The 25,872-nt window shown below is 70.7% G+C and carries 24 protein-coding genes and 1 pseudogene; 18 read left to right on the plus strand and 7 right to left on the minus strand.

Going from position 1 to position 25,872, the window contains the following annotated elements:
* Positions 1-145: 145 nt before the first annotated feature.
* The 9 genes from ACFQLX_RS22210 (at position 146) to ACFQLX_RS22250 (ending at position 8,381) form a co-directional block, all read left to right on the plus strand.
* The gene (locus ACFQLX_RS22210; RefSeq protein WP_386417816.1) at positions 146-1,069 is read left to right on the plus strand and encodes an SGNH/GDSL hydrolase family protein; all 924 of its coding nucleotides are present in this window, start codon (positions 146-148) and stop codon (positions 1,067-1,069) included.
* Positions 1,070-1,322: 253 nt separating this feature from the next.
* The gene (locus tag ACFQLX_RS22215) at positions 1,323-2,312 is read left to right on the plus strand and encodes a substrate-binding domain-containing protein (RefSeq protein WP_386417817.1); all 990 of its coding nucleotides are present in this window, start codon (positions 1,323-1,325) and stop codon (positions 2,310-2,312) included.
* 282 nt (positions 2,313-2,594) lie between these two features.
* The gene (locus ACFQLX_RS22220; protein ID WP_386417819.1) at positions 2,595-3,632 is read left to right on the plus strand and encodes an ABC transporter permease; all 1,038 of its coding nucleotides are present in this window, start codon (positions 2,595-2,597) and stop codon (positions 3,630-3,632) included.
* Positions 3,629-4,495: an ATP-binding cassette domain-containing protein gene (locus ACFQLX_RS22225; protein WP_386417820.1), complete on the plus strand. Its 867-nt coding sequence runs from the start codon at positions 3,629-3,631 to the stop codon at positions 4,493-4,495. Before ACFQLX_RS22220 ends, ACFQLX_RS22225 begins: the two co-directional genes overlap by 4 nt.
* A gap of 57 nt (positions 4,496-4,552) precedes the next feature.
* Positions 4,553-5,710, plus strand: coding sequence for an ROK family glucokinase (locus ACFQLX_RS22230; RefSeq protein WP_386417822.1), 1,158 nt, complete (start codon positions 4,553-4,555; stop codon positions 5,708-5,710).
* Complete coding sequence (locus tag ACFQLX_RS22235) at positions 5,707-6,288, plus strand: hypothetical protein (protein WP_386417824.1); 582 nt, start codon at positions 5,707-5,709, stop codon at positions 6,286-6,288. Before ACFQLX_RS22230 ends, ACFQLX_RS22235 begins: the two co-directional genes overlap by 4 nt.
* 28 nt (positions 6,289-6,316) lie before the next feature.
* Positions 6,317-6,961, plus strand: coding sequence for an MBL fold metallo-hydrolase (locus ACFQLX_RS22240; protein WP_386417826.1), 645 nt, complete (start codon positions 6,317-6,319; stop codon positions 6,959-6,961).
* 68 nt (positions 6,962-7,029) lie between these two features.
* The gene (locus ACFQLX_RS22245) at positions 7,030-7,839 is read left to right on the plus strand and encodes an exodeoxyribonuclease III (protein WP_386417828.1); all 810 of its coding nucleotides are present in this window, start codon (positions 7,030-7,032) and stop codon (positions 7,837-7,839) included.
* Positions 7,840-7,940: 101 nt separating this feature from the next.
* On the plus strand, positions 7,941-8,381 hold the full coding sequence (locus ACFQLX_RS22250; RefSeq protein ID WP_386417830.1) for a DUF6278 family protein: 441 nt from the start codon (positions 7,941-7,943) through the stop codon (positions 8,379-8,381).
* 48 nt (positions 8,382-8,429) lie between these two features.
* On the opposite strand, the gene ACFQLX_RS22255 is transcribed toward ACFQLX_RS22250, so the two are convergent.
* Together ACFQLX_RS22255 and ACFQLX_RS22260 are read right to left on the minus strand one after the other, a co-directional pair.
* Positions 8,430-9,176: a GntR family transcriptional regulator gene (locus tag ACFQLX_RS22255; RefSeq protein ID WP_386417832.1), complete on the minus strand. Its 747-nt coding sequence runs from the start codon at positions 9,174-9,176 to the stop codon at positions 8,430-8,432.
* Between the two features lie 256 nt (positions 9,177-9,432).
* Positions 9,433-10,164 carry a hypothetical protein gene (locus ACFQLX_RS22260; RefSeq protein ID WP_386417833.1) on the minus strand — a complete coding sequence of 244 codons (732 nt, stop codon included), beginning with the start codon at positions 10,162-10,164 and terminating at the stop codon, positions 9,433-9,435.
* A 234-nt stretch (positions 10,165-10,398) separates the two neighbouring features.
* Between ACFQLX_RS22260 and ACFQLX_RS22265 the strand changes: the two genes are divergently transcribed.
* The 9 genes and pseudogenes from ACFQLX_RS22265 to ACFQLX_RS22305 all read left to right on the plus strand — a co-directional run bounded on the left by ACFQLX_RS22265 (position 10,399) and on the right by ACFQLX_RS22305 (position 19,778).
* The gene (locus ACFQLX_RS22265) at positions 10,399-11,241 is read left to right on the plus strand and encodes a nitrilase-related carbon-nitrogen hydrolase (RefSeq protein ID WP_386417835.1); all 843 of its coding nucleotides are present in this window, start codon (positions 10,399-10,401) and stop codon (positions 11,239-11,241) included.
* A complete protein-coding gene (locus tag ACFQLX_RS22270) occupies positions 11,238-12,518 on the plus strand; it encodes an aspartate aminotransferase family protein (RefSeq protein ID WP_386417836.1) in 1,281 nt (426 codons plus the stop codon). Before ACFQLX_RS22265 ends, ACFQLX_RS22270 begins: the two co-directional genes overlap by 4 nt.
* 347 nt (positions 12,519-12,865) lie before the next feature.
* Complete coding sequence (locus tag ACFQLX_RS22275; protein ID WP_386417837.1) at positions 12,866-15,127, plus strand: sensor histidine kinase; 2,262 nt, start codon at positions 12,866-12,868, stop codon at positions 15,125-15,127.
* Positions 15,124-15,567: a roadblock/LC7 domain-containing protein gene (locus tag ACFQLX_RS22280; protein ID WP_386417838.1), complete on the plus strand. Its 444-nt coding sequence runs from the start codon at positions 15,124-15,126 to the stop codon at positions 15,565-15,567. The genes ACFQLX_RS22275 and ACFQLX_RS22280 overlap by 4 nt, the downstream gene beginning before the upstream one ends.
* A 44-nt stretch (positions 15,568-15,611) precedes the next feature.
* Positions 15,612-15,932, plus strand: a complete 321-nt coding sequence (locus ACFQLX_RS22285; RefSeq protein WP_386417840.1) for a DUF742 domain-containing protein — start codon at positions 15,612-15,614, stop codon at positions 15,930-15,932.
* Positions 15,919-16,539 carry a GTP-binding protein gene (locus tag ACFQLX_RS22290; protein WP_386417842.1) on the plus strand — a complete coding sequence of 207 codons (621 nt, stop codon included), beginning with the start codon at positions 15,919-15,921 and terminating at the stop codon, positions 16,537-16,539. The genes ACFQLX_RS22285 and ACFQLX_RS22290 overlap by 14 nt, the downstream gene beginning before the upstream one ends.
* Positions 16,540-16,696: 157 nt before the next feature.
* A pseudogene (locus tag ACFQLX_RS22295) lies at positions 16,697-17,179 on the plus strand (amidohydrolase family protein); the annotation flags it as partial.
* Between the two features lie 145 nt (positions 17,180-17,324).
* The gene (hydA, locus tag ACFQLX_RS22300; protein ID WP_386417844.1) at positions 17,325-18,716 is read left to right on the plus strand and encodes a dihydropyrimidinase; all 1,392 of its coding nucleotides are present in this window, start codon (positions 17,325-17,327) and stop codon (positions 18,714-18,716) included.
* Positions 18,717-18,761: 45 nt separating this feature from the next.
* On the plus strand, positions 18,762-19,778 hold the full coding sequence (locus tag ACFQLX_RS22305) for a TIGR03842 family LLM class F420-dependent oxidoreductase (protein ID WP_386417846.1): 1,017 nt from the start codon (positions 18,762-18,764) through the stop codon (positions 19,776-19,778).
* Positions 19,779-20,236: 458 nt separating this feature from the next.
* On the opposite strand, the gene ACFQLX_RS22310 is transcribed toward ACFQLX_RS22305, so the two are convergent.
* The 5 genes from ACFQLX_RS22310 to ACFQLX_RS22330 all read right to left on the minus strand — a co-directional run bounded on the left by ACFQLX_RS22310 (position 20,237) and on the right by ACFQLX_RS22330 (position 25,357).
* Positions 20,237-20,851 (minus strand): hypothetical protein, encoded by a 615-nt coding sequence (locus ACFQLX_RS22310; RefSeq protein WP_386417848.1) that lies wholly within the window; start codon positions 20,849-20,851, stop codon positions 20,237-20,239.
* 74 nt (positions 20,852-20,925) lie between these two features.
* Positions 20,926-22,950: a hypothetical protein gene (locus ACFQLX_RS22315; RefSeq protein WP_386417850.1), complete on the minus strand. Its 2,025-nt coding sequence runs from the start codon at positions 22,948-22,950 to the stop codon at positions 20,926-20,928.
* 308 nt (positions 22,951-23,258) lie between these two features.
* Positions 23,259-24,011 (minus strand): hypothetical protein, encoded by a 753-nt coding sequence (locus tag ACFQLX_RS22320; RefSeq protein ID WP_386417855.1) that lies wholly within the window; start codon positions 24,009-24,011, stop codon positions 23,259-23,261.
* A 202-nt stretch (positions 24,012-24,213) separates the two neighbouring features.
* Entirely contained in the window at positions 24,214-24,873 is a 660-nt protein-coding gene (locus ACFQLX_RS22325; RefSeq protein WP_386417851.1) for a Crp/Fnr family transcriptional regulator, read from the minus strand.
* 40 nt (positions 24,874-24,913) lie between these two features.
* Positions 24,914-25,357, minus strand: a complete 444-nt coding sequence (locus ACFQLX_RS22330) for a Pycsar system effector family protein (protein WP_386417853.1) — start codon at positions 25,355-25,357, stop codon at positions 24,914-24,916.
* Positions 25,358-25,872 lie beyond the last annotated feature (515 nt).

The following is a 25,872-nucleotide window of genomic DNA, read 5'->3' on the forward strand; positions in this document are numbered from 1 at the left end:
GCCGCCCGCGTGCCGCGTACCCCCGCGGCCACCGCTTTCGACAGAGCGGACGATTGTGTCGAGCAGACGGATTGACACCGCGCCCCGGCGCCCTGAATGTACTCAGCAATCAACGAGAGCCGCGGGGCGGGGACTGGAGACGCACGTGTCCGAATACAGAGGCATCACCACAGGCGGGGGCAGCGGGCCGGAGCGCAGAGGACGGCGCGCCGCAGTGACCGCGCTCGCCGCCGCCGGAGCCGCCGGGCTGGTCCTGGCCGCCACCGCCGCGCCCGCCCAGGCCGCGCCCGCCGAGCACTACGTCGCCCTCGGCGACTCCTACACCTCCGGCCCCGGCATCCCCACCCAGGTCGACCCGGCCTGCGGGCGCTCCGACCGCAACTACCCCTCCGTCACGGCCGCGCGGCTGAACGTCGCCGACTTCAAGGACGCCAGCTGCGGCGGCGCGGTGACCGCCCACATGTGGCAGGCGCAGGGCGCCAACCCGCCCCAGCTCGACGCGCTCGCCAAGCGGACCACCCTGGTCACCCTCGGCATCAGCGGCAACGACATCGGCTTCGGCGAGATCATCGGCACCTGCACGCTGCTGAGCTTCACCGACCCCACCGGCAACCCCTGCGAGCGCCGCTACCACGCGAGCGGCACCGACGAGCTGGCCGCCCGCATCGACCAGGTCTCCGCCCGGGTCGACACGGTGCTCGACGCGATCCACGAACGCGCCCCGCGCGCCCGCGTCCTGCTCGTCGGCTACCCGGTCATCGCGCCCGACGACGGCGTGGGCTGCCGCCCCTCGGTGCAGTTCGCCGACGGCGACTTCGCCTACGTCCGCGACACCGAGAAGCGCCTCAACGCCATGCTGGGCCAGGTCGCCGCCGCCAACCGCGCCCAGTACGTCGACACCTACACCCCGACCGTCGGCCACGACGTCTGCAAGCCCCCCGCGGACCGCTGGGTCGAGCCGCTGACCCCCGCCAGCCCCGCCGCGCCCTTCCACCCCAACGAGCGCGGCGAGGCCGCGATGGCCGAGGCGGTCCTGACGCAGCTCGCCGCCCCGGGCCGCGGACGCTGAGGCGGTCGGGGCCGAGCTGGGGCCGATGGAGCCGATCGTCGACCTGGGGAGATCCGCGAGGAGTTCCGCCGCGACCCGTACCCCTGGCCCTCCGGGTCCGCCCACCCCGCGCGACGGCCGCCCACCCCGCCCGGCCCATAATGTTATGACCATGGCATTGACGCGGCATGAGCTTCCGGTTACATACTCCGATCAGCCGCACCAAGCGGCCGCGTAACGAAGAAGGCGGGGAAAGATCATGGCGTACGGCCGGATGGCTCGTACCACGGCACTGCTCGCGACGGCCGCTCTCGCGGGGGCCGCGCTGGCCGGCTGCAGCTCCTCCGGGGGCAAGGGGTCGGAGGACAAGGCCGAGGAGACCGGCGGCGGCAAGGCGAACACCGCCCGGATGACCATCGCGATGGTCACGCACTCGGGTCAGGGCGACACCTTCTGGGACATCGTCAAGAACGGCGCCGAGGTGGCGGCCGGCAAGGACAACGTCAAGCTCCTCTACACCAACGACGACAAGGCCGACGGCCAGGCGCAGCTCGTGGAGCAGGCCGTCAACCAGAAGGTCGACGGCATCATCGTCACCCTCGCCAAGCCCGACGCCATGAAGGCCGCCGTGGAGAAGGCCGTCGCCGCGGGCATCCCGGTGATGACGATCAACTCCGGCAGCCAGTTCTCCAAGGAGTTCGGCGCCCTCGCCCACTTCGGCCAGGAGGAGTCCGTGGCCGGCGAGGCGGTCGGCGAGCAGCTCAACGAGGACGGCCGCAAGAAGGCGATCTGCCTCATCCACGAGCAGGGCAACGTCTCCCTTGAGGAGCGCTGCGCCGGCGTGAAGAAGACCTTCAAGGGCGAGGTGGAGAACGTCCAGGTCGAGGGCACCAACCGGCCCGGCGTCGAGGCCGCCGTCGAGGCGAAGCTCACAGCCGCCAAGGACACCGACGCCATCGTCGCCCTCAACGCCGACATCGCCTCCGCCGCCGCCAAGGCCAAGGAGGGCGCCGGCAGCGAGGCCGAGATCGCCACCTTCGACCTCAACAGCGACGTGGTGGCGCGCCTGGCCTCCGACGAGGTCGCCTTCGCCGTCGACCAGCAGCCCTACCTCCAGGGCTACCTGGCCGTCGACGGACTGTGGCTCCACAAGCAGAACCTCAACGTGATCGGCGGTGGACGCCCGGTGCTCACCGGCCCGGCGATCGTCACCGGCGACGACGCCGAGGCGCTGAAGAAGTTCACGGACCGCGCCACCCGGTAGGAAGACCCGGACAGACCCGGTGAAAAGTCGCTACCGCCCGGTAATTCATACTGGTGCGGTCGGCGCGTCCCGGCGCCGGAGTGCTCACCGCCAGGGGAGCGTCCCGGCGCCGGAGTGCGGGAGGCGGGGTCGTACGGACCCCGCCTCCCGCGCGCTCGCACGGCACCGGAGAGCACTGAGCAAGGGAAGAGCGACTGTGGCACGGCGAGGCGCACGGGCTGGGGCGACCAGGATGACCAGGGTGGCGAGGGCGACGAGAGCACGGAGCGAGGCGGGCGGGCGATGAGCACCACACTCACCAAAGCGGCGGGGGACGAGCGGCTCGTCCACCGCCCACTCGCCGGCCGCCTGCTGAGCCGGCCCGAGCTGGGCTCGGTGATCGGCGCGATAGCCGTCCTGGTGTTCTTCTCCGCCACCGCGGACAGCTTCCTCTCCAGCATGGACACCGTCCTGTACGCGGCGTCCACCATCGGCATCATGGCGGTCCCCGTCGCGCTGCTGATGATCGGCGGCGAGTTCGACCTCTCCGCCGGCGTGCTCGTCACCGCCTCCGCGCTGGTGTCGTCGATGGTCTCGTACCAGCTGACCGCCAACGTCTGGACCGGCGTGCTGGTCTCGCTGCTGGTCACCCTGGCCATCGGCTTCTTCAACGGCTACCTGCTGGTCCGTACCGGACTGCCCAGCTTCATCGTCACGCTGGGCACCTTCCTGATGCTGCAGGGCGCCAACGTCGGCGTCACCAAACTCGTCGATGACACCGTCTCCACCAAGTCGATCACCGACATGCAGGGCTTCTCCTCCGCCCGCAGCGTCTTCGCCTCCACCCTCGGCATCGGCTCCTGGGACCTGAAGGTGACGATCCTGTGGTGGATCGGCCTGGTCGCCCTCGCCACCTGGATCCTGCTGCGCACCCGCGCCGGCAACTGGATCCTCGCCGTCGGCGGCGGCGAGGACGCGGCCCGCGCGGTCGGCGTCCCCGTCCACCGCACCAAGATCGGCCTCTACCTCGGCGTCGCCGTCGGCGCCTGGATCTCCGGGCAGCACCTGCTCTTCTCCTTCGGCGTCATCCAGTCCGGCGAGGGCCGCGGCCTGGAGCTGCACTACATCGCGGCGGCCGTGATCGGCGGCTGCCTGCTCACCGGCGGCTACGGCTCGGCGGTCGGCGCCGCCGTCGGCGCGATGATCTTCGGGATGACCAAGCAGGGCATCGTCTACGCCCAGTGGGACGCCGACTGGTTCTGGTTCTTCCTCGGGGCGATGCTGCTGCTCGCCACGCTGCTCAACGCCTGGGTCCGAAAGCGTGCGGAGGCCGCCAAATGACGTCTCGTCCCACGCCTGCCGCGGCAGGCGCCGCCACCGCACAGCCCGCGCCGCTGGCCGAACTGCGCGGCATCAGCAAGTTCTACGGCAGCATCCGCGCCCTGGAGGGCGTCTCGCTGCGCGTGGACGCCGGCCAGGTCACCTGCGTACTGGGCGACAACGGAGCCGGCAAGTCCACCCTCATCAAGATCATCGCCGGGCTGCACCGGCACGACGCCGGCGACCTCCTCATCGAGGGCGAGCCCACCCGCCTGGCCTCCCCCCGCGACGCCCTGGCCCGCGGCATCGCCACCGTCTACCAGGACCTGGCGGTCGTCCCCCTGATGCCGGTCTGGCGGAACTTCTTCCTCGGCTCCGAGCCCACGAAGGGCGCCGGCCCGCTGCGCCGCATGGACGTCGGCCTCATGCGCGCCACCACCCACCGCGAACTGCTGCGCATGGGCATCGACCTGCGCGACGTGGACCAGCCCATCGGCACCCTCTCCGGCGGCGAACGCCAGTGCGTCGCCATCGCCCGCGCGATGTACTTCGGCGCGAAGGTCCTCGTCCTGGACGAGCCCACGGCGGCCCTCGGCGTCAAGCAGTCCGGGGTGGTGCTGAAGTACGTGGCCGCCGCCCGCGACGCGGGCCTGGGCGTCGTCCTCATCACCCACAACCCGCACCACGCCTACCTCGTCGGCGACCGGTTCGTGCTGCTCAAGCGCGGCGTCATGGCCGGCAGCCACGCCCGCTCCGAGATCGCCCTGGACGACCTCATCCGCGACATGGCCGGCGGCGGCGAACTGGAGCAGCTCTCCCACGAGCTGGAACGCATCCCGCCGACCGAGGCCCCGGCCGTCCCCGCGGCCCGCACCGAGGGCTGACCCGGAACACGCCCTGACGGACGTCGGCCCCCCTCCCGTAAGGCAGAATCACCCCCGATGACCGCGAACAGCGAAAGAGTCCCCGCCGCCGGACCCCTGAGCGGACCCCTGGGCGGCGGGGCCGCAGCCCGTTCGATCGTGCTGCGCAGTGTCAGCAGCCGCGAGCGCCGCTCGCACCTCACCGCGCCCCGGGTGCCCACCGTCGGCATCGACATCGGCGGCACCAAGGTCGCCGCCGGGGTCGTGGACGCCGACGGCAACATCCTGGAGCGGCTGCGGGCCGAGACCCCCGACAAGTCCAAGAGCCCCAAGGTCGTCGAGGACACCATCGTCGAGCTGGTCCTGGACCTCTCCGAGCGCCACGACGTGCACGCCGTCGGCGTCGGCGCGGCCGGCTGGGTCGACGCCAACCGCTCCCGCGTGCTGTTCGCCCCGCACCTGTCCTGGCGCGACGAGCCGCTGCGCGACGCGCTCTCCTCCCGGCTGCGGGTGCCGGTGATGGTCGACAACGACGCCAACACCGCCGCCTGGGCGGAGTGGCGCTTCGGCGCCGGCCGCGGCGAGGACTACCTCGTCATGATCACGCTGGGTACGGGCATCGGCGGCGCCATCCTGGAGGACGGCCAGGTCAAGCGCGGCAAGTTCGGGGTGGCCGGCGAGTTCGGCCACATGCAGGTCGTCCCCGGCGGACACCGCTGCCCCTGCGGCAACCGGGGCTGCTGGGAGCAGTACAGCTCCGGCAACGCCCTGGTGCGCGAGGCCCGCGAGCTGGCCGCCGCCGAGTCGCCCGTCGCGTACGGGATCATCGACCGCGTCCAGGGCCGCATCCCCGACATCACCGGCCCCCTCGTCACCGAGCTGGCCCGCGAGGGCGACGCGATGTGCGTCGAACTGCTGGGGGACATCGGCCAGTGGCTGGGCGTGGGCCTGGCCAACCTGGCCGCCGCCCTGGACCCCGGCTGCTTCGTCATCGGCGGCGGCGTCAGCTCCGCCGACGACCTGCTCATCGGCCCCGCCCGCGACGCCTTCCGCCGCAGCCTCACCGGCCGCGGCTACCGGCCGGAGGCCCGTATCGTCAAGGCGCAGCTCGGCAACGACGCCGGACTGGTCGGCGCCGCCGACCTCGCCCGGCTGGTGGCGCGCCGCTTCCGCCGCACCAACCGGCGCCGCGTGGAGCGCTACGAGCGCTTCGCCCAGGTGGTGGGCAAGCAGTGACCCGGCCGACCACCCCCCGCCCGCGCCGCCCGCACGACGACACCCTCCCGCCCCCGCAGCCGCCCCGCCGGCTGCCCAGCGGCTGGAAGGGCGGCGCGATCATCGCCCTGCTGGTCCTCGTGCCGCTGGCCTACCTGGGCATCTCCCTCCTGCAGAGCCGCGAGGCCGGCCGCGACAAGGAGCAGCGCGCGGAGGCGACCGAGCTGACCCCCGGCTGGCCGAGCCGGCTGCAGCGGCGCATCTACGACGTCAAGCCGCCGATGAACGTCGATCCCATCGCGTTCTACGAGACCAACTCCTGGGAGACCAGCAGCCTGTACGTCGAGTTCACGACGGACGCCGCCGGCCTCACCGCCTTCATGAAGTGGTCCGACGGCGACCGCTCGGACCTGGTCGAGGGCTACAACCCGATCACCCGCAAGCAGGCCGCGGCCGTCGGCTGGGACTTCGGCGACGGCTCGGGCTGGTGGGGCTGGAAACGCGACCGCCCCGGAGCGGAACCGGACCTGGCGGTCGCGGTGGACCTGAGCGACCCGACCCGGCCCGAGGTGCGCACGGTGTCGACGACGGACCTCTGAACGGGATCCCTGAGGGAAGCGGAGTCTGATGAAGCTCACGAAGAAGGGCCACGCCTGCGTCCGCCTGGAGAAGGCGGGCCGCGTCCTCGTCGTGGACCCGGGCGGCTTCTCGGAGCCGGACGCGGCGGCCGGCGCGGACGCGCTGCTCGTCACGCACGAGCACCCCGACCACTTCGACGAGGGGCGGCTGCGCGCCGCCCTGGACGCCGACGGGGCCTGCGAGCTGTGGACGCTGCGCAGCGTCGCCGAGCGGCTCGCCGCCGCCTACCCGGGGCGCGTCCACACCGTCGGCCACGGTGACACCTTCACCGCCGCCGGCTGGGAGGTGGAGGTGCACGGCGAACTGCACGCCGTCATCCACCCCGACATCCCGCGCGTCACCAACGTCGGCTACGTGCTGGACGGTTCGGTCTTCCACCCCGGCGACGCGCTCACCCTCCCCGGCCGCCCGGTCGAGACGCTGCTGCTGCCCGTGCACGCCCCGTGGAACAAGCTGGCCGAGGTCATCGACTACGTTCGCGAGGTGGCCCCCGCCCGGGCCGTCGACATCCACAACGCGCTGCTATCGGACGTGGCCCCGCTGGTCTACGACCGCATGCTCGGCCCCGCGGGCCCGGGGATCGGGGGAGCGGAGCACATCCGGCTGGCGGCGGGGGAGAGCCTCGCGCTCTGAGGGGCTGTTGCCGAACCCCCGTCCGGCGCCGCCCCGGGGTTGTCACAGGCCCGCGATAGGTTGGCCGCATGGCTCTCCGTATCGCGACGTGGAACGTCAACTCGATCAACTCCCGGCTGGACCGCATCACCGGCTGGCTGCGGTCGGCGGCGCCCGACGTCGTCTGCCTGCAGGAGCTGAAGTGCACCGAAGAGGCGTTCCCCGCCGAGCGGCTGCGTGAGCTGGGGTACGAGGCGGCGGTCGCCGCCGACGGCCGGTGGAACGGCGTGGCGGTGCTCTCCAGACTCGGCGTCCAGGACGTGGCCACCCGGCTGCCCGGTCAGCCGCCGTACGAGGGGGTGGTCGAGCCCCGCGCCGTCGCGGCGACCTGCGGCCCGCTCCGCGTCTGGTCGCTCTACGTGCCCAACGGCCGCGAGCTGGGCCACCCGCACTACGCGTACAAGCTGGAGTGGCTGCGGGCCCTGCGCGCCGCCGTCGCCCAGGACGCCGTGGGCGAGCGGCCCTTCGCCGTCCTGGGCGACTTCAACATCGCGCCCAAGGACGAGGACGTCTGGGACATCGCCCGCTTCGAGGGCGCGACGCACGTCTCCGAGCCCGAGCGCGCTGAGCTGGCCGAGCTGCTGAAGACCGGCCTGACGGAGGCGTACCCCCGGGCGCTGAAGTACGACATCCCCTTCACCTTCTGGGACTACCGGATGCTGGGCTTCCCGAAGAACAAGGGCATGCGCATCGACCACGTCTACGGCAACGCCCCCTTCACGGCCGCCGTCAGCGACGCCTACGTGGACCGCGACGCCCGCCGCCCCGGCAAGAAGGACCAGCCCGCGTCGCTGGCACCCTCCGACCACGCGCCGGTGGTGGTCGACCTGGACCTCTGATCCTGTGCGCGGCCCCCCGGGATACCACGTCGGGGAAGCCCCCCGGTCCGCTTTGCGCGTGCCTGTAGCCTGCCGGTCGGTCCGGGTGCGACGGTAGGGAAATGAACATCCCCTTCCTGGACAACTGGCGCAAGAAGCACGGTCCGGCGCGCGGAACGGCCGTGCTCTCCGCCGGCCCCCAGGACGCGGCCGGGATCGCCGGACTGCTCGCCGAGTGCGATCTGCTGCGCGCCCAGGCCGAGGGGCACGGCGTCGAACTCGACGACACCGCCGCCTCGTTGGAGGCGCTGGACCAGCTGCTGCCGCGCTGGCGCGACGACCCGGAGGTGACGCCCTGGCTCGGCAACGACGCCGGCCTCTACCTCGGCACGGTGGTCGTGCGCACGGTGCCGGGCGCCCGCTGGGTCCTCTGGCCGAACGGCCACCCGACGGTGGAGCTGCGCTCCGGCCGGGAGATCGACGTGGTGGAGACGGGCCACGCCTGGGCGGAGACGGGCACCCCGGAGCTGTCGCAGGTCTACGCGGAGGTCTCGGAGCCCTGAGCCGCGGGTCGCCCTCGGGCGCGGTCCGGACCGCCTCCGACGCCCCGCTCAGGCCGTGTAGTCGATGACGTACTCAAGCTGCCAGCGATCGGCCCGCACCACCACGTCGGAGGTCTCCACCGGCCGGTTGTCCTCGTCGTAGTGGGTGCGCTCCAGCACCGTCAGGCACTGGCCCGGCGAGCAGCCCAGCGTCTCCGCCTCCGCGCTCGTCGCCGTCCGCGAGCCGACCAGCTCGGCGGCGCGCACCACCCGTACGCCGATCGCCGCCATCCGGCCGCGCACCCCGCGCCGGGCGTACGGACCGCGCTCGGGGAAGACCACGTCCGTGCCCTCGGTGATGGCCAGCGGCTCCCAACTGGTCGCGAACTGCAGCGGCTTGCGGTCGGCCATGTACTCGTACCGGGTGCACATCACCCGGTCGCCGGCCTCGATGCCCAGCCGCCGCGCGACGGCGCGCGGAGCCGGGACGGCCACGGAGGTGGCCTCCCAGTCCAGGGAGGTGCCGGGCGGGGAGAGCTGCGAGGCGAAGGGGGAGTCGACCGCGCCGGTGGTGCGCAGCAGCGTCCCCAGCGGCGTGCGGTCGGCGACGAACACCCCGCGCCCGAACTGCCCCTGGGCGTAGCCGGCGGCCTTCAGCACCCGCACCGCGCGGTCCACGGTCTGGTCGCTCGCCTCGTAGGCGCGCTTCAGCTCGGAACGGGACGGCAGCTGCGCACCGACCCGGAGGTCGCCGCTGTCGATCCGCCCCCGCAGCTCGTCGGCGATACGCTGGTAGACCGGCTTCGTGTCGCCCACCCCGGGCTCCTTTCCCCAACAGACCTGCCAGGCTAGGTACTCAGGGATTTTCTGGGTACCTAGGCAGCAAGGTGGAGTCCGGTGCCCCGCGCGCCCGTCCCGCCCCCGCGTCGAGCCGCCGACCAGCCGCGCAGCCGCCGCGACCGGCCGCCCCGCCCCCGCCTCGCGGAGATCGCCCCCGCGCCGGGATTCCCCCGAGTGGGGGAACGCGCGGGTCGGCGCCACGCCGCGGCGACCTGCGGGAGCCTCCGGGGGCCTACTTCTCGGCCACCGCCGGCAGCGGCGTCCTGGCCGCCTTCGTGACGTCCGCGACCAGTTCCACCACGTCCGGGCCGTAGGACTGGGAGTTGACGACCTTCAGGAGGAGGACGAAGGGGTTGTTGCCGTACTTGCGGGAGAGTTTCGCCTCGTTGCGGGCGAGGTAGCGCATCGCGGCCTGGTTGGTGATCGAGCGCTGGCCGCAGGAGACGAAGACCGGACGGGCGTCCTGGCCGGCGGTGAGGCGGGCCAGGACGACGTGCTCGGTGACGCCGTTCTCCAGCCGGTAGCGCTCCGTGCCGACGGCGAAGGCGCCGCGGTCCGGGCCCGGCTCCGGGTCGGTGTTGATACGGACGCCGGGCAGCAGGGAGTGCATGTGGGCGGCCATCCGCCGGTTCGACAGCGGGGTGCCCACACAGAACTCCGTGCGGTCGCCGAAGCCCTGCGCGGCGGTGTCGTGCGCGACGATCTGCAGATGCGCCCGGCAGCCCTTGATCACCGCCGCCAGCTCCACCAGCGCGAGCGCGTCGTGCTTGGCGACGCTCCAGTCGCCGCCGCCCGCGTCGCGGTTCACCACGACCAGGCACTCGGAGTTCTCGGGCAGCCCGAAGAACCGCTCCCGGCGGCGCAGCGTGCGGGCCGAGGCGGACGTGTGCCCGTACCAGCCGAGCCCAGCGCCCAGCAGCAGGGCCGCGGCGGCTATGGCGATGAGGAGGATGCCGTCATTCATGGGGCGGCATGCTACGGGGCTCCGCAGAGATGTTCGAGAGCGGGAGCGGGACGTGGGGCATACCGCCCCCGATGCGCCCTGCGCCCGCTTCCGGGTGCTTACGGGCGATGCCCCCCGCCCGTACCGGCCGCCCCGCGCGGTGCCCTTGCGGGGCGCCCGAGCGGGTCGTACGTTCTTCCCCTGCGTCCGCTACGTGCGTAGACGGGCGTGCCCGCGCCGAAGGAGTCAGAGCCCATGGCCAACGTCGTCCGCGCCGCACTCGTCCAGGCCGCCTGGACCGGTGACACCGACTCGATGATCGCGAAACACGAGGAGCACGCCCGGTCGGCCGCCGCCCAGGGCGCGCAGATCATCGGCTTCCAGGAGGTCTTCAACGCCCCCTACTTCTGCCAGGTCCAGGACCCCGAGCACTACCGCTGGGCCGAGCCCGTCCCCGACGGCCCGACCGTGCAGCGGATGCGGGCGCTGGCCCGGGAGACCGGCATGGTCATCGTCGTCCCCGTCTTCGAGGTCGAGCAGTCCGGCTTCTACTACAACACCGCCGTCGTCATCGACCCCGACGGCACGGTCCTGGGCAAGTACCGCAAGCACCACATCCCGCAGGTCAAGGGCTTCTGGGAGAAGTTCTACTTCAAGCCCGGCAACCTGGGCTGGCCGGTCTTCGACACGGCCGTCGGCAGGGTGGGCGTCTACATCTGCTACGACCGCCACTTCCCCGAAGGCTGGCGCCAACTCGGCCTCAACGGCGCCCAGTTGGTCTACAACCCCTCCGCCACCTCGCGCGGCCTCTCCGCCTACCTGTGGCAGCTGGAGCAGCCCGCCGCCGCCGTCGCCAACGAGTACTTCATCGCCGCGATCAACCGCGTCGGCCAGGAGGAGTACGGCGACAACGACTTCTACGGCACCAGCTACTTCGTCGACCCGCGCGGCCAGTTCGTCGGCGAGCCCGCCTCCGACAAGGAGGAGGAACTCCTCGTCCGCGACCTCGACTTCGGCCTCATCGACGAGGTCCGCCGGCAGTGGGCCTTCTACCGCGACCGCCGCCCCGACGCGTACGAGGGACTGGTGCGGCCGTGAGCGACGCCGCCCCGCTCCACCGCCGCCACCGCTCCGTACTCCCCGACTGGCTGGCCCTCTACTACGCCGACCCCATCGAGCTGACCCACGGCGAGGGCCGCCACGTCTGGGACAGCGAGGGCCGGCGCTACCTCGACTTCTTCGGCGGCATCCTCACCACGATGACCGCCCACGCCCTCCCCGAGGTCACCAAGGCGGTCGCCGAGCAGGCCGGCCGGATCCTGCACACCTCCACCCTCTACCTCAACCGCTCCATGGTCGAGCTGGCGGAGCGCATCGCCAGGCTCTCCCACATCCCCGACGCCCGGGTCTTCTTCACCACCTCGGGCACGGAGGCCAACGACACCGCGCTGCTGCTGGCGACCACGTACCGCCGCTCCAACCAGATCCTGGCGATGCGCAACAGCTACCACGGCCGCTCCTTCTCCACCGTCGGCATCACCGGCAACCGCTCCTGGTCGCCGACCAGCCTCTCCCCGCTGCAGACGCTGTACGTCCACGGCGGCGTCCGTACCAAGGGGCCCTTCGCGCAGCTGGACGACCAGGAGTTCACCGACGCCTGCGTGGCCGACCTCAGGGACCTGCTCGGCCAGACCCGCGGCCAGGTCGCGGCCCTGATCGCCGAGCCCGTCCAGGGCGTCGGCGGCTTCACCTCCCCGCCGGACGGCCTCTACGCCGCCTTCCGCGAGGTCCTCGCCGCCGAGGGGATCCTCTGGATCGCCGACGAGGTGCAGACCGGCTGGGGCAGGACCGGCGAGCACTTCTGGGGCTGGCAGGCCCACGCGCAGCACGGGCCGCCCGACATCGTCACCTTCGCCAAGGGCATCGGCAACGGCGCCTCGATCGGCGGCGTGATCGCCCGCGCCGAGGTGATGAACTGCCTGGACGCCAACTCCATCTCCACCTTCGGCGGCAGCCCCGTCACCATGGCGGCGGGCCTGGCCAACCTCTCCTACCTGCTGGAGAACGACCTGCAGGGCAACGCCCGCCGCGTCGGCGGCCTGCTGCTGGAGCGGCTGCGGGCCGTCGCCGCCCCCCTGGCGGGCGTGGTGGAGGTACGCGGCCGGGGGCTGATGATCGGCGTCGAGCTGGAGTCGCCCCAGGCCGCCACCGCCGTCCTGGAGGCCGCCCGCGCCCGCGGGCTGCTGATCGGCAAGGGCGGCCTGCGGGGCGATGTGTTGCGCATCGCACCGCCGCTCTCGCTCAGCGTCACCGAAGCGGAAGAGGGGGCAACCATTCTGGCCGAGGCCCTACGCGAAGTGCTCAATTGTGATTAGAATCGCCCCTTGTTCGCACAGGAGCGCAAGTTAAACCTGGGGTCGCCTCCCCAATTCCGGTCAACTTGCCCGCTGTGTGGGCGGGTTCATGGCAAGTGAGGCGCATTTCGCATGTTTTGAGGTCCTGATGCACAGCGAGACAGGTAACGGACCGGGGGCCGCCCCCGGTCCGCCGTCCTGCCGGACCTCCCGCCCGCCCCCACGCCGCCATGCCGGCACCCACCTGCGCACTTCATCCAGAGTTCACCGAAACAACACCCCAACTTCCGCGCAGTGCCACCGCATGCCATTGAGGGCGCGTTGAAGTCACGGTGGCCGTCCGCCCGTTCACCGCACCATGAGGCCCCATGCCGATATCCGCCAAGCTGTCCCTGCGCACCCTGCTGCGCACCATCGCCGCCGTCGTCACGGCCGGCCTGGCCGTCCTGGTGATAGCCGGCACGGTCCCCACCTTCGGGTACGCGGCTGACCTGCGCGACCAGGCCCGTACCCTGCGCCGCGACCTGCCGGCGCTGCACACCCTCGCTGTCGAACTCCAGGCCGAACGCACCCTCACCGGCCGGTTCATAGCCCGACGCGGACCCGGCCGCGCCGAGCTCATGGCCCAGCGCACCCGTACCAACAACGCCCTGCGCCGCACCCTCGTCAACCCCGGTGAGCTCTCCCAGGCCCGCGCCGCCACCGACCTTCCCGAACCCTCCGTGCGGGTGGCCTTCGACCACTACGGCCTGGCGGTCGCCACCACCCTGGACACCATGGAGAGCGCCGCCGCCCACAGCGACGCCGACCAGACCGACGACGTCCGCCCCCTCCTGGGCCTGCTGCGCGCCACCGAGGCCCTCGCCCAGGAGGACGCCCTGCTGGCCGCGGCCCCGAACGGCCGACTGGACCGCGGCTCGCAGGCCGCCTTCGCGGGGACGGTCGCCCTCATGCACCACCACCTCGGTGTCGTCGCGGCCAACATCCCGGAGCCGGACGCCGACACCTACCGCGGACTGACCCTCTCCCACACCTGGTACGCCGTGGACCGCGCCCAGGATGTCCTCCTCGCCGGCCGCCCGCTGCCCTCCGAGGTGCAGTGGCAGGCCGCCCAGCAGGACGTCTACACACGGCTCGACGCCCTTGCCGGACGCCGCCTGACCGAGCTGACCGCCCAGGTGGCCGCCGGCTCCAAGGCGATGAGCGACCGCGCCTGGACGCTCGCCGGCGCCGGTCTGCTGGGCGCCGCCGTCGTCGCCGGCACGGTCCTGGCCGTCGCGCGCCACCTGATGCGCCGCGCCCGCTCCGTGCGCAGCTCCGCCCTCGACGTCGCCAACCACCAGCTGCCCCGCCTCCTCGCCCGCGTCCAGCAGGGCCGGCCCGTCGGCCCGGCCGACCTGCCCCCGCAGGGCGACCCCTACGACGAGTTCGCCCAACTGTCCAACGTGGTGGCCCTGCTCAGCGAGAAGGTCGTCGACTCCGCACGCGGCGCCCACGCCGAACGGCGCGGCTTCGAGAGGTTCGCCGAGGGTGTCAGCCTGCGCTCCGCCACCCTGATCATGGCGATCCTGCGCTCCCTGGACGACCTCCAGCACCGCTACGGCGACACCGACCGCGCGCTCCTGGAGGACCTCTACCACCTCGACCACCTGATCATCCGGATGCGCCGCCAGCTGGAGAACCTCCTGGTGCTCTCCGGCGGCACCCTCGCCCACCCGCACACCGCGCCCGTCCACATCGCCAACCTGATCGTGGACGCCGCCGGCGAGGCCCGCGGCTACGCCGCCGTCGTCAAGGAGTTCCACGCCCAGGCGTGGGTCGTCCCCGAGGCGGCGAGCGAGCTGACCCACCTGATCGCCGAACTGATCGAGAACGCCACCACCTACTCGCCCAGCGGCTACCAGGTCCACGTCCGCGCCTACGAGGCCGGCGGCCACGTGGTCATCGAGGTCGAGGACAAGGGCCGCGCGCCGGAGGCGGCCGACCTCGCCACCCTCAACGAGCGGCTGAGCGACGCCCCGCCGTACTCCCTCCTGGGCGAATCGGCCGACCAGCTCGGGCTGTTCGTCGCCGGCCGGCTCGCCCAGCGCCACGGCGTGCGCGTCCTCCTGGACGAGGGCCGCTTCGGCGGCGTCCGCGCCCAGGTGCTCGTCCCGCCGGCCCTGCTCACCGACCGGCCCGCCGCGCCCCGCGACCCCGACACCCCGGCCCGCCCCACCCCCGGCCGCGGCCCCCAGCCCGCCGCGGCGGGCACGCCGGTGAAGACCCCGGCGGGTCTGGTCCGCAGGCAGCCGCGCCCGGCGGCCGAGGCACCAGCCCGGACACCAGCCCGGACACCGGCCCGGACGCCCGCCCAGGCGCAGGCCGGCGGACCGCCGCCCGCGCTCCTCCCGCGCCGGGTCCCCGGCAGCAACTTCACCGACCCCTCGGGGCAGTCGCCGGCGGAAGCCACCGGCCGGGCTCCCGTACCGGCACAGGAGTACACCGCCCTCGACGACAGCCCGCTGGATACGATCGAGACCACCTTCACGCAACTCCAGTACGCCCTGGCGGACCCCCACGGCCAGGACCCCGAGCACACCCAGCACGCCGAGCACACCGAAACCCCCGAGAAAGACGCCCACCGATGAGCCTCCCCAACCGCTGGCAGAACGTCATACCCGCCGACACCCACGACGGCGCGGTCTTCGACAACCTCCGCGACAACCTCTCCCTCGTCCCCGACCTGACCGGCTTCGTCCTGCTCGCCGACGACGGGCTGGCACTGTGCGGCTACGGGGAGGGCTGGACGACCGCCGGGGCCCAGACCATCGCCGCCGCCTGCTCCGCCGTGGCCAGCCTCGCCGACGGCCTCTCCCGCCCGGTCGACGGCGGCCCGGTCCGCCACCTCAACATCACCATGGAGCGCAGCCACCTGATCCTCACCGGCTGCGGCGACGGCAGCACCCTGGTCGTCTACACCTCCAGCCCCGAGTCGCTGGGGCTGGCCATGCGCGAAGTGGTGCGCGTCGCCCGGGCGTTCAAGCCCCAGCTCGGCGTGGGGGGCCGCGTCGCCGGCCTCCCGGTGTGATGGCCGGCGAACGGGACGCACGCCGCACCCGGACCTTCGCGCTGATGGCGCGGACCGCACCGGCCGACGGCGCGTGGGACCGGGAGCCGATCACCATGCACTCCATCGTCAGCACCGTGGCGGACCCCCGGGCCACCGGGGCCATCCCCGCGGAGTGGCAGGAGATCCTCTCGATGTGCGCCGGCCCGGGACTGGCCGTCGCCGAGGTCGCCGCGCGCATCCACCTGCGTCTGACACCCACCGTCGAGCTGCTGCGCCAGCTCCTGACACACGGACTGATCGAGCACTCGGCCCCGCTCAACGACGCGGAGGCGGCCAGTGTCGAGTTCCTGAGGCGACTGAGGAGGGGCCTTGCACGAGGCTGACCACACCGAGCCGGGCGGGCGGCGCACGCCGCCCTCCGTCAAGCTGCTGATCGCCGGCGGCTTCGGCGTCGGCAAGACGACCGCGGTGGGCGCGGTCAGCGAGATCACCCCGCTGCGCACCGAGGAGCGGCTGAGCGAGGTCGGCGCGGTCATCGACGACCTCACCGGCGTCGAGCAGAAGACCGCCACCACCGTGGCCATGGACTTCGGCCGCATCACCGTCCCCGACGCGGTGCTGATGCTCTTCGGCACGCCGGGGCAGGAGCGCTTCTGGTTCATGTGGGACGACCTGCTGCGCGGGGCGCTCGGCGCGGTCGTGCTGGTCGACACCCGCCGGCTGGAGCGCTCCTTCGCCGCCGTGGACTTCTTCGAGCACCGCGGCCTGCCCTTCGTGGTGGCCGCCAACTCCTTCTTCGGCCAGCAGCGCTACACCCCCGACCAGATCCGCGAAGCCCTGGAGCTGAAGCACCCCGACACCCCCATCGTCCTGTTCGACGCCCGCGAGGAGGAGTCCGTACGCGGTGTCCTGCTCGCCCTGATGGACCACCTGATCGAGGTGGCCGAACGCCGCGAGGCGCTCTCGGCGCCCGATCCGGCGCGGCGGTGAGGGCAGGCCGCGGCTCCGGGAGCACAACCGTTCCGGTGGATTGGCAGACGCGGTATTGCGCAGTGGGTGACACGCTTCTACGGTTCCTGCACGGCGCCGCTCTACGGGTGTAGACCCGGGGTGACGCACTGTCAGTCCAGCAGGCAGGAGCAGGACCGTGAGCCGTACCGTCATCCGTGGTGGGCTGGTCATCACCGCCGCCGACGAGATCCACGCCGACGTCCTCGTGGAGGACGGCCGGGTGGCCGCCCTGGCGGCCTCGGAGAGCCGGACCGCGGCCGACTGGGCGCAGTCCCCGGGCACCCGGGCGATCGACGCCACCGGGAGGTACGTGATCCCGGGCGGCGTCGACGCCCACACGCACATGGAGCTGCCCTTCGGCGGCACCTTCGCCTCGGACACCTTCGAGTCGGGCACGCGGGCGGCGGCCTGGGGCGGCACCACGACGATCATCGACTTCGCGGTGCAGTCCGTGGGCCGCTCCCTGCGCGAGGGCCTGGACCTGTGGCACGCGAAGGCGGACGCCCAGTGCGCGATCGACTACGCCTTCCACATGATCCTCTCCGACGTCGACGAACGCTCGCTCAAGGAGATGGACCACCTCGTCGCCGAGGGCGTGACCTCGTTCAAGGGTTTCGTTCGGCCGCGTGACCAGGGGTTTTCTAGCGGAGCAGGCCGTGTGCCGTGCGAGGTGGCGGCGTGAGGGGGCCGGCAGGCCGGGGTGGGGCCCCGGCCCGTGCAGGTGGTGGAGTGGTTGGTGACCTGTGTGAAGGGATGGCTGGGAGATGACCCGGACTCTGATTACTGGTGGTCTTGTGATCACGGCCGCGGACGAGGTGCACGCGGATGTGCTGATCGAGCACGGCCGGGTGGTGGCGCTGGCGGCTCCGGGGACGCAGGAGTGGACGGCGGACCGGGTGATCGACGCGTCGCAGAAGTACGTGATCCCGGGCGGTGTCGACGCGCACACGCACATGGAGCTGCCCTTCGGCGGCACGTTCGCCTCGGACACGTTCGAGACGGGGACACAGGCGGCCGCGTGGGGCGGCACTACGACGATCGTGGATTTCGCGGTGCAGTCGAGGGGCGAGTCGCTGCGGGCCGGCCTGGACGCCTGGCACGAGAAGGCGGACGGGAAGTGCGCGATCGACTACGCGTTCCACATGATCATGTCGGACGTGAACGAGTCCACGCTGAAGGAGATGCCGAAACTCATTCAACATGGCATTTCCTCGTTCAAATTGTTTATGGCCTATCCGGGTGTCTTTTATTCGGATGACGGCCAGATCCTGCGGGCGATGCAGGTTGCGGGCGATACGGGCGGGCTGATCATGATGCATGCGGAGAACGGCATCGCGATCGACGTCCTGGTGGAGCAGGCCCTGGCCCGCGGCGAGACCGACCCCCGCTACCATGGCGAGGTCCGCAAGGCCCTCCTGGAGGCCGAGGCCACCCACCGGGCCATCCAGCTGGCCCGGGTCGCGGGCTCCCCGCTGTACGTCGTGCACGTGTCGGCCCAGGAGGCGGTCGCCGAACTGGCGGTGGCCCGCGACATGGGCCTGCCGGTCTTCGGCGAGACCTGCCCGCAGTACCTGTTCCTGTCGACGGACAACCTCGCGGAGACGGACTTCGAGGGCGCCAAGTACGTGTGCAGCACGCCCTTGAGGCCGAAGGAGCACCAGGCGGCGCTGTGGCAGGGCCTGCGGACGAACGACCTCCAGGTGGTGTCGACGGACCACTGCCCGTTCTGCTTCGTCGGGCAGAAGGAGCTGGGCCGGGGCGACTTCTCGAAGATCCCCAACGGTCTGCCCGGGGTGGAGAACCGCATGGACCTGCTCCACCAGGCCGTCGTGGACGGACACATCAGCCGCCGCCGCTGGATCGAGACCGCCTGCGCAACCCCGGCCCGGATGTTCGGCCTCTACCCGCAGAAGGGGACGATCGCGCCGGGCGCGGACGCGGACGTTGTCATCTACGACCCGCGCGCCACCCAGACCCTGTCGGCCGAGACGCACCACATGAACGTCGACTACTCGGCGTACGAGGGGAAGACGGTCACCGGCCAGGTCGAGACGGTCCTGTCCCGGGGCGAGGTGATCATCGACCAGCGCAAGTACGTGGGCCACGCCGGCCACGGCACGTTCGTGCCGCGTTCCATCTGTCAGTACCTGGGCTGAAGCACCCCAGGACCTCACCGCACCGACTGAACTTGAAGGTCCCGCGTGGACTTCGGACTCGTCCTGCAGACCGACTCGCCCGCCTCACAGGTCGTCGGGCTGATGCGCCGGGCGGAGCGCAACGGTTTCCGCTACGGCTGGACCTTCGACTCCGCCGTGCTGTGGCAGGAGCCCTTCGTCATCTACAGCCAGATCCTCGCCAACACCACCAAGCTGCACGTGGGCCCGATGGTGACGAATCCGGGGACGCGGACGTGGGAGGTGACGGCCTCCACCTTCGCCACCCTCAACGACATGTACGGCAACCGGACCGTTTGCGGCATCGGCCGCGGCGACTCCGCCATGCGGGTCGCTGGCCGCAGGCCCAACACCCTGGCCCGGCTCGGTGAGGCCATCGAGGTCATCCGCGACCTGGCGGAGGGCCGCGAGGCGCAGGTCGACGGCAACCCGATCCGCATCCCGTGGATCAAGAACGGGAAGCTGCCGGTGTGGATGGCGGCGTACGGGCCGAAGGCGCTGGCCCTGGCCGGGCAGAAGGCGGACGGCTTCATCCTCCAGCTCGCCGACCCGTTCCTGACCGAGTGGATGGTCAAGGCGGTACGGGAGGCGGCACGGGAGGCCGGCCGCGACCCCGATGCCCTGACGATCTGCGTCGCCGCCCCGGCGTACGTGACGGCGGACGACTCCCCGGCGGCGCTGGCGCACGCCCGTGACCAGTGCCGCTGGTTCGGCGGCATGGTCGGCAACCACGTCGCCGACCTGGTCGCCAAGTACGGCGAACACTCCTCGATGGTCCCCGAGGAACTCACCGCGTACATCAAGGACCGCCAAGGCTACGACTACTCCCACCACGGCCGTGCCGACAACCCCGACACGACCTTCGTCCCCGACGAGATCGTCGACCGCTTCTGCCTCATCGGCCCCGCCGAGGCCCACATCGAGAAGCTGCGGCACCTGAAGGACCTCGGCGTCGACCAGTTCGCCGTCTACGACATGCACGACAACCGCGAGGGCACCATCGACGACTACGGCGCCGACATCATCCCCGTGCTCAACGCCTGAACCGGCCCCTCCTGCACGGCCCTTCCGAACCATCCCTGCCGACCGAAATTGGGAAGGGTTTCGCCAGCCATGGCCGGCACCCTCAGCAGTAGGCCCGAGGGACCCGGCATAACCGACGGCCGTGTCGAGTTCACGCCCGGCACGGCCCCCGCTTCGTCAATAACAATCTGCTGACCAGTTCGGGTCACCCGGTGTTGCTGGGCCACCGCCGCTTCACCAGGCCGCTCCCGAGGAACTGGGGGCCTATCACCTCTCCTCCGCCGGCCTATCACTGCACGTGAGTGGGGGCATGGTGTGGCCGTGTAACCGGTAGACCATCTCGTCTGGCGCCGACAGCATGCGTGAACTGCGCCAGGCTGCGTCGAAAGATGTACCGGGGCGCGCACGTTGCAGACGACGTGCGCGCCAGCTGGTGACGGGGTCGAGTATCAGTCGCCACAGCGTCAGTTTCACTTCGCTCACCCTGCGCTGCGCAGGTGCGTTTGTCCGGTCCGCTGACTTGCTTCTGCTGGCTCTGTTGCCTCCTGAGTGAGGGTGGCGAGGGCGTCATGCAGCACCAGGAGTGCTCGGTTCTGCATCTCGGCGCTGGTGAACCCGCGGCCTACGAGTTCCCATTGCTCCAGGAGCGGGTGCCACCACTTTTCCGACGCGGCCACTGATCGGGCCACGCGTTGCCAGTCTGCTACCTGCTGGGGGGCCAGGGGGTCGGTGCTTCGCTCGATGCGGTCCAGGAGCAGCAGGGAGGGGTGTTCGTACAGTTCGTCCCTGAGGAAGCGCAGTCGGCGCACCCGTTCCTGGTCTTCCCGGCGTTGTGTCAGGATCTGGTGGGAAGCCGCAGTCAGGCGCAGGGTGGCGCGGACATGCATGAGGCGGTAATGGGCCGTGCGGAATCGCTGCGGCTCGCCCAGCATGGCGTTCACCGTGTCCTGCGCGGTCTGCACGTCGGTGGCCGGCAGGCGTAGTAGGACGTTCGCCGCGTCGGTGATGGTGCGTTCTCGTACTAAATCCTCGAGGTTCGGTCGGCCGCGCCAAGTCGGCCTCCAGGCGATGGTGAAGGTTGCCTCGAAGGGCACCCCATCAGTGGCGCTCGGCAGCTGCCTCGGCACGGGGCAGCGAGTGGTTCGCGTGGTCGGGCGCCAGAACCACTTCACGCCGGGTCCTCCGTTCCCTCGATGCTGATCAAGGGACGGAGCCGCTTGTCCACGAGATGCTGGTAGAAGTCCGCTCCGGCGCTCTCCCCGGTGGCCGTACGAACATCCTTGAGCGCCTGCATCAGATCCATGGATGCCTGGAACATCCGATGTCCGCGCAGTAGGGGAACGAGTCGGGCGACTACCTCGTCGTAGGCGCTCTCATCGGTGGCAGACGTCGCGATCCACGACGAGAGGCGGGGGATGACGTCCGGCGCGGTGTTCATGTCGCCGAGGAGATCCCCAAGAGCGCGGTCCACATCGATGCCGAGGCTTTCGCCATGCGTCAGCAGGTGAGGGAGCGGTTCCTGCGGGGTCGACATCAGGGCCAGGAAAGCGAGGGCGCCGGCTCGGCTGCTTGTCTTTGCGTCCTGCCAAGCCTGTACCTCCTCAGCCAGTCGTTCGATGCCGTCAGGACGTGCGGACAGTTCGGTGAACACCTTCAGGACAGCGTTCCTGGTGTCGTCCGCAGGCGAAGCGTGAACAACGCGGCGCAGTCGAACCATGGCCATCTTGGCCATCGAGGCGTTTGCCGTCTGGTCGTTTAGGACGCGTTGGCAGATCGAGACGACCGAACCGGCGAACTCCTGGGTGCCCGCCCATCGGTACAGAGTGCCCCATGCCCTCCGCCCGATGTGCTCGTCACGCACGGCTCGGAGCATCACGGCTGGCAGCAGGTCGCTCTTCGCTCCGCGCGTTACGCTGCCGAGCAGGCTGAAGTGCTCGGCTCCCCCGTGACGGAGGATGAGAGTGGAGACGGCGTCGACGGAGTATTCCGCGGCGGAAGACCCCCCGTCCCTGACCAGCCACTGCAGGAGAGGCCGGCGCATGACCTCGTAGTTGTCCCAGACGTAGGTGAGCACCGCCTGCCCGTAACCGGGCCGGTCGAAGGCGACTGCGTCGTGGGAGTCGACGGATCCGCCCACGTCGATGACGCGGCGGCGCAGTCCGCGGCCGGCGAAGACGGTCTGGGCGCCGGAACCGAGAGCGGTGTGCCCGGGGTCAGCCGAGGTGACGGTCTCCTGCAGCGTGCGTGCTGACTGCGCGATGTCCGGGAGAGGCGAGGACTGGCGGGCTGCTAGGGACAACAGTAGACAGCGGTCGTCGAAGGTGAGCGACATGTCCTTCCCGCCGTGAACGGTCGCCGTCTCGCCGAAGAGATTATCGAGCTTGTCGCGCCAGTCGGACAGGGCATCCGTCACCCGTCCCGCGAGCTCATGGTCGGATGCCACCATGTGCGGGTCGGTCACGGCGATGGTGGTGAGAGTGGTGCGCTCGTACTCTTGCCATGCGGTGATGACGGTGCCTGCGGCGCGCACTGCCTCGACTGCGTCGAGTCCGTCGAGCGACACCCTCGCCGGATCCAGGACGTCCAGGTAGGGGATTAGCCCCACACAGTCACGTGCGCGCAGATGAGCCTCGACGACCTGACGCGCGGGCGGCGGGGCATGCAGGCGTACGACCTCCACGTTCGGTCCGGGCAGGAGCAGCTTGTGGTCGTAGAGTTCCTCCGCCACGGTGATGACGAGGTAGGAGTCGCATGCTTTGAGATCCTGGGAGTGCCGGTCCAGGGCGGAGACGAAGTCGGCCGACGGGCGATCTCGGTCGGGATCCTTGAGGTCGAGCTGGAAGGCCCGCCGGTCCACCAGCGGCAGCCGTCCGACCTTGGGGGCGGTCCAGTCGGCATCCAGTTTGACCAGGTCGATGTGGGTGCCGGTATGGCGTGCCAAGAGCTGGAGAGCGAAGGTGGTGGAACCGTAGGAGCTTGGTGCGACGACCAGGAGGACGCGCTGGTCCAGGCGTGATGTCGCCGGGTTGACCACCTTGTTCCAGGCGTAGCTCCATTCGGCGTCACGCACGAACGGCTGCTGGCGGATGTCGTTCCGGTCGAGGTTGACACCGTCCAGGACGTCACGCGTGCGTTTCTCAATGTGGAGATTTTCGACGGTGTTGGCCACGACGTCGGCCTGCTGGATCGCCACCGGCACGGTGGGGGAGGGCACTACCACCTCCGGTGGCACTGGCGTGGGTTGCCGCGCAGCAGTCCCGATCAGAGGCGGAGGTGGGGGTGGCGGTGTGGGGTCGGCTGTGCCAGGACCACCGGTAGAAGTAGAGGTCGGCGTTCCTTCCCGCCGAGGGAACCAAGAGAGGTTCTCAGGCGGAGGTGCGGGCGGAGCCGTCTTCGGTGTCGGGAGCTCGTCCGGACCGAAAGCGGGGCGCGCGGGATCGTCGGACATGCGGGTGAAGGTCCTTGTCTCTTCAGGGCTGATGGAGGTGACGACGGGTGAGGTCAGCGGCCGCGGCGGTCGATGCGCAGGTACTGGATGTCCTGCGCCACCGTCGTGTCATGCATCTCCCCGTTGAACTGGAACGCCGGAGCGGGCCCGTGAGCCGCGTGAACCGGCGCGGCGACCGATCCGGACGGCTGTGTGGAACCGGGTCCGGAAGTGGTGATGGGATCTGCGGCCGGTGCTGCTGGCGGAGAAGGGATGGTCGAGAGGTAGGGCGCAAGCAGTTGTGGGACCAGACGCGGCACGTAGAGGTGGCAGGGCTCGGCGAAGTCGGGCTTGTCCTGGATGCGAGCCGTGGTCGCCAGGAACTGGTTCTCCGGAAGTTCCGGGGTTCGGCCGGCGCCTACCGTCCGCCGGAACGCGGCGTCCGACACGGCAGCCGCGAGGAAACCGTCGTGCTCACGGGCGGCGGACAGGGCGGTGCGCAGGGCTGTGCTGTTCAGAAGTCGGCATACGTCGTTGATGGCGTCCCCGCGGTGATCGGGCTGGGACAGAGGGCCGACGTGGATGGCGACTCGCAGCCTCAGCGGCGGAGACGCCGCGAGGCGCTCGCGGTCGTAGCGGGTGAGGGCGGAGTGCAGATGCCCGAGCAGCGGGTCGACCAGAAGGGCCACGTCTCCCGCGGGCAGTACGAAGATGGCACCGTCTCCCGTGTCCTTGAAGGCGGGGTCGTCGGCACGCGGCGGCTTGAGCCCGCTCTGGACCAGGACGGTGGTGAGCACGAGGTCCAGGTCGGAGCGCACCGACGCCATCCGAGCTTCCGGGATCCGGCTGTAACCCTGCATGTCTACTGCCAGCAGGGCCTGCTCCGGCGGGACAGCGGATGGTGGAACGACGGGAGAGACCATGGTGGGGCCTGCCTTTCGGGCGTAGGCGGCGATCGGGAAGGCCCCATGCTGAAGCGGCGGCGGCCTCGCCGGTGCCCAGCAGTGGGCACCGGGGCCGTAAGGTCGATCACGTCGCATGGCGTGCGTCCTGTTCGATGGCCTGAATGTCGTGGATGACCAGCCCCCCGCCAGCTTCCGTTTCCAGCCATCCACTCTCTCGCCACGGCTTGATGGCTGAGCCCACGGCGTTCCGGGATGCCCCGATCATCTGAGAAAGCTCTGCCTGGGTGAGCCGAACAATCAGCTCGCCAGAGGTCTGTGACCCTGCCCGTACCAGCCGGCCGAGGGCCCCGGCGAGACGGAGCGGGACATCGGCGGTGGCGAACTCCAGTCGTACTGCCTCGGACTCCCTGACTCGGGTGATCGCATGGCGCAGGAGGGGGGCGAGTAGACCGTGCTCTTCGACGAAGAGGAGGAAGTCGGAGGCAGGAATGAGATGAACGCGGCAGCTCTCGGCTGCGATCACTGTGGCTGAGCGGGGCTTCTCGTCCAGTACGGCGAGTTCGCCGAGGAGTTCACCCGGTCCCCGGACCGCGAGCAACGTACGCTCCCCGTCCGAGCCCGACAACGTCACGAGAGTCGACCCGGATTCCAAGAGGATCACGTGGGTTGCCGGATCTCCTTGACGCAGGAGCACACTGCGGGCGGGGCGGAGATGGTCCGGAGCGAGAGCGCGCATCTGGATCCAGAGCTGTTCTCCGATGAGTGCACGGTGCGGCTGGTACATGTCCCCCCATGACGACGTGACCAAAAGTCACACAACTGTGTCAGAGCGTGAATGGCACGATCAATAGCGTCGATCCAGCCACACCATGGGCTGTCATGATGAGGTCCACGGACAGTCTGACCAGCCGGTACTTGCGTCGCGCCAAGGCTCGAAGCATGGCTAAACGCTCCACCTCGGCCAGAAGTTGCCTCCGCTCCCCCAGGGACTCGAGCCACTGGGAGTGAATCGTGCTGCCGTCGAAGCACCCCTCTCCTCGAAGTGGAAAGTCGCACCGCCAACCGAGTGCCGGGCGTAAAGCCGTCAACGCCACAACGACCGCAGCCAGCAGCGGCAAGGAAAGCGCCCCTAGTGGAACGAGCAGCGTCCACCCCATCCGACGGGCGCTGTCTGACAGCGCACAGGCCACCACGGCCGCGAGGAGACCACCAGCCACCCCGAAGAGTGCGGCCGCCTTGGTGTCCGCCCGCTGCACCTCGACGAACATCTCTGCCGAGCGGAGCCTGAGAGTATCCAAAGCCCCTGCCGGCAACGGCATGGTGACGCTCTGGTCCGAATGCACAGTGCCTCCATTAGCAGAAGTCGATTTGATGCAGCCATTGTCCTGCCGGCATGGGACTCATGGTGCACAGCACATGGCCAAGCGCATGCGTAGAGGGCCATATCGGAGTTGAACACCTTGCGGGCTGGGAACGGTTTCCAGAAGGCCGCATCCGGGTTGGTCGGAGCCGCGTGTGCAGCCCGCTCTGGTGATCGCGAGGTGGTGCCGGCTCACCGAAGTAAGAGGGCAGAGGTCCACCACTTTCCCCTACCGCAGGCTCGTTCTGCGCAGCTGTCAGTGGCAAGTGCCATGCTGTGTGGGAGGGGTCCGTTGGGAAGTAGGGGGTGCCGTGGCGTTCGAGTGGGATCGGATCGACCAGCCGCATTTTGACCGAGTCGTTGATGTGTTAGAGGATGTCTCATGTGGTCGTTCGCTGATGCGGCATGATGTTGGACTGTGGG

Source organism: Streptomyces polyrhachis (assembly GCF_042663125.1).
GTDB lineage: Bacteria > Actinomycetota > Actinomycetes > Streptomycetales > Streptomycetaceae > Streptomyces > Streptomyces polyrhachii.